Origin of the sequence: Streptomyces sp. (assembly GCF_036524955.1) — a bacterium.
Taxonomy (GTDB): domain Bacteria; phylum Actinomycetota; class Actinomycetes; order Streptomycetales; family Streptomycetaceae; genus Actinacidiphila.
The window spans coordinates 1-3196 of the sequence record NZ_DATDBG010000167.1 but is presented as its reverse complement, the minus strand read 5'-3'; the positions used below and the strand labels follow the sequence as shown (position 1 = coordinate 3196).

Sequence of the window (3196 nt, the reverse complement as noted above, 5' to 3'; positions counted from 1 at the left end):
CGGTCGACGCGACCACCGCCGGCGCTGGTGGTGATCGGCGGCCACTCGTTCCAGGACTACACCGCCTACCGCGAGGACGCCCTGGCCCTGTTGCCGCGGCTGGGCCTGCGCCTGGGCGAGGACGTGGTGCTGGCCGGCACGGTCGGCGAGACCGAACTGGCGCAGTGGTACCGCAGCGCCGACGCGCTGGTGTTCCCGTCCGTCAAGGAGGGTTGGGGTCTTGCCGTGCTCGAGGCGATGTCTGCCGATTTGCCGGTCGTCTGCAGCGACATCGCCGTGCTGCGGGAGTATCTCACGCACGAGCAAACCGCGGTGCTGACCCGGGCGGGCGACCCGGAGTCGCTGGCGGCCGGGATGCGCCGGCTGATGGACGACGCCGCGCTGCGGGTGAGGCTGATCAGCGGCGGCCGCGCCCTGGTCCCGGCCTTCGGCTGGGACCGGGCTGCGGCCGAGCACGCCCGCCTGTACGCCTCGCTGTGACGGCCGTGCGAGGGCGAACTCTGCGGAACTTCCGCTCGCCCCAGGCGAGCCGATGTTCCGCACCATTTCGGTGGTCGGATCAGACGGTCCAGGTCTGCATCACCAGCGCGCCGGCGCGCCGGGCGGTGAGCACCGCGTCCAGGACGTCGAGCGGGTTGATCGGCCGCACGCCCTCCATCATGTCGATCTCCCGCATGCCGTACAGCGCGGCCGCGGAGAACCGGCAGGCGTAGACGTGCCCGCCCTCGTCCATGAAGGTCTGCAGCTGCCGGTTGTAGCTCATCGCACCCGGGAACGGCTCGTCACCCACCTTCGGGTATCCCCGGGTGGCCGAGGCCATCAGCGATCCCGGCCCGTACAGCACGAGGTGGGTGTCGAACCCTTTCCGATTGATCCGGGTCACGGTGAGCATGTTCACCAGGCCGACGGATCCCTCGAAGGGGACGGTGTGCATCAGGATCCACGCCTGCTCACCCGGCTCCGCCTGGATGTCCTCGAAGACCTTGTCCTCGTAATCGACGATCGCGTCACCCTTGCTGACCCGCTCGCCGACGATCTGCACCATGTCAAGCTCCCTTCCCTGATGGGTTGACCTTGCCGAGAATCTGTTGCGGCACAGCCGGTCCGGGCGCCGTGGGCGGCGGCGCCCAGGGCCGCCGGTGGCTGCCCGGCATCGCCAGCAGGACCTTGCGGCGCACCGGCCACGGCAGCACCCGGTAGACCGGGGCGAACCCGCGGAGCCAGAGGAACTCCTTGATACCGTGGGGTTTTCGCGGCGGGGTGACGCCGAGGCGGCGCGCCACCCGGCGCTGCGCGTCGATCAGCAGGTAGTGCTCGGAGTTGCTGCGCAACCAACGAAAGAAGGCCATGTCAGCCCGTCCGCGCCCGGTCGAGACCGTTCTGTGCGGCCACCACGATCGGCTCGTTCAACGCACCGATGGCCGGCGAGTAGACGTTCTCCATCCGCGCCAGGTCGTGCAGCGTGAAGCCGAACTTGACGGCCATCGCCAGGAAGTCGGCACGTTCCTTGATGCCCTCGCCGCCGACCAGCTGCGCGCCGATGAGCCGCAGGCTGCCCGGTTCGGCGAGCAGTTTCACCCGGACCGGCTTGACGCCCGGGTAGTAGCGGGCGCGGGAGATGCCCTCCGCTCTGCCCAGCACGTAGGGAATGCCCAGCGCGGTGGCCGTGGTCTCGCCGAACGACGCCCCGCCGATGATCCACTTCCCGGCCGCGGTGCCCCACGGGACGTATACCGAGCTGTAGGTGCGCACCCCGCCGCCGGCGTTGACCCCGGCTGTCTTGCCCTGCGCGTAGGCATGGCTCCCGGTGAGCCCCTGCAACGGGATTCCGGTGAGCCCGTGCGGGATCTCGGCACAGTCGCCCGCGGCGTAGACGCCGGGCGCCGAGGTGGCCATCCGCTCGTCGACGACGAATCCGCCGGTGGAGCCGATCTTCAACCCGGCGGCGACGCCCAGGGCGTTGTTCGGCTCCTTGTGCGTGCAGACCACGGCGAGGTCGGCGGCGATCTCACCGTCGGAGGTGGCCACCGCACGCAACTGCCCTTCGCCGAGGAACGCCTTGAGGGTGGTGTTGTAGTGCACGGTGATCCCGAGCTCACGCCAGGACTCCTCGACCGGCGCCATGGTGTCCGGGTCGGCCATCTGGGCCAACGGCCAGGGCCCGGGGTCGATGAGGTGGGTCGCGATCCCCCGGTGGGCGAGCGCCGTGACCATTTCCACGCCCAGCGGCGAGGCCTCGACGACCACGGCCGCCCGCACGGTGTCCAGTACCTTGTCCCACTCCATGGCCTCGCGGATGTTCTTGACGTAGTAGAGGCCGCCGAGATCACCACCCGGCACTCCGGGGTCGGCATAGTTGAAACCCGTTGCGAGCACCAACCTGTCCCAGGCGACCTCACCCTCGCCGGCGACCCGCACCACCCGGCGGGCGAGGTCGACCGCGGTCACCTCGGTCCGGTAGCGCACATCGATCCCGGCGTCGACGTAGGCCTGCTTGGAGGCCAGGAACAGCTTTTCGAAGGTGTCGATCTCCCGCCCGTGCACGTAGGGGATGCCGCAGGGGCTGTAGGCGACGTCGTCGAACCCGGTGTAGACGACGACCTCGCAGTCGGGGTCGGCGCCTTTCGCGCCGCCGGCGGCACCCATCCCACCGGCGCCGCCGCCGACGATGACCACCCTGCGCACCACGCAAGTACCTCCGCCCGGGGCAGGCGACACCGTAGAATACCGCCCACGATGATTAACTTTCGTTTACTATATTGCACGCCCTCCGGGCGTCAAGGGGGAACACGAAATGACGAACGGCAGCGGCCGACCGGCCGGCGCGGTGCGGATCGAGGAACACGTCGACGGCATCGTGAGCTCGATCGGTCCGAAGTTGAAGCGCCTGCGGCAGGACCAGGGTCTCTCGCTCCAGCAGTTGGCCAACCGGGCCGATGTGTCCGCGGCCGCGATCCACAAGATCGAACGCGGTGACATGGTGCCCACGATCACCACGCTGCTGAAGATCGCCACCGCGCTGGAACGTCCGGTCAGCTACTTCGTCGAGGGTGACGACGGTGTGCCCGAACCGGTCGCGTTCACCGCGTCGGAGGATCGCCCTGCGGTGTTCACCCCGCACGAGGGGCTGACCCTGGCCGGCGTCTCCGGCCCGTACGCGCCGTTCCGCAGCGCGGCGGCGGTGGCCACCGTGGTT

The 3196-nt window shown here is 69.6% G+C and carries 5 protein-coding genes; 2 read left to right on the top strand and 3 right to left on the bottom strand.

Annotated features, from left to right (window positions below):
• Nucleotides 1-480 (top strand): glycosyltransferase (locus tag VIW71_RS13410; RefSeq protein WP_331622380.1); only part of this gene is annotated, 480 nt, incomplete at its 5' end.
• A 79-nt stretch (nt 481-559) separates the two neighbouring features.
• Here the strand turns inward: VIW71_RS13410 and VIW71_RS13405 are convergent.
• From VIW71_RS13405 to VIW71_RS13395, 3 genes are read right to left on the bottom strand one after another with little or no spacing between them, the layout of a single operon-like run.
• A complete protein-coding gene (locus tag VIW71_RS13405) occupies nt 560-1045 on the bottom strand; it encodes an MSMEG_0572/Sll0783 family nitrogen starvation response protein (protein WP_331622379.1) in 486 nt (161 codons plus the stop codon).
• A 1-nt stretch (nt 1046) separates the two neighbouring features.
• On the bottom strand, nt 1047-1349 hold the full coding sequence (locus VIW71_RS13400; protein WP_331622378.1) for a hypothetical protein: 303 nt from the start codon (nt 1347-1349) through the stop codon (nt 1047-1049).
• Nucleotide 1350: 1 nt separating this feature from the next.
• Nucleotides 1351-2688 carry an FAD-dependent oxidoreductase gene (locus VIW71_RS13395; RefSeq protein ID WP_331622376.1) on the bottom strand — a complete coding sequence of 446 codons (1338 nt, stop codon included), beginning with the start codon at nt 2686-2688 and terminating at the stop codon, nt 1351-1353.
• Nucleotides 2689-2794: 106 nt separating this feature from the next.
• On the opposite strand from VIW71_RS13395, the gene VIW71_RS13390 reads away from it, so the two are divergent.
• A partial coding sequence (locus VIW71_RS13390) for a helix-turn-helix domain-containing protein (protein WP_331622375.1) occupies nt 2795-3196 on the top strand: 402 nt, incomplete at its 3' end.

Coding starts and splice junctions, on each gene's coding strand:
- VIW71_RS13405 (WP_331622379.1), bottom strand. CDS start 1,045: ATGGTGCAGATCGTCGGCGAGCGGGTCAGCAAGGGTGACGCGATCGTC.
- VIW71_RS13400 (WP_331622378.1), bottom strand. CDS start 1,349: ATGGCCTTCTTTCGTTGGTTGCGCAGCAACTCCGAGCACTACCTGCTG.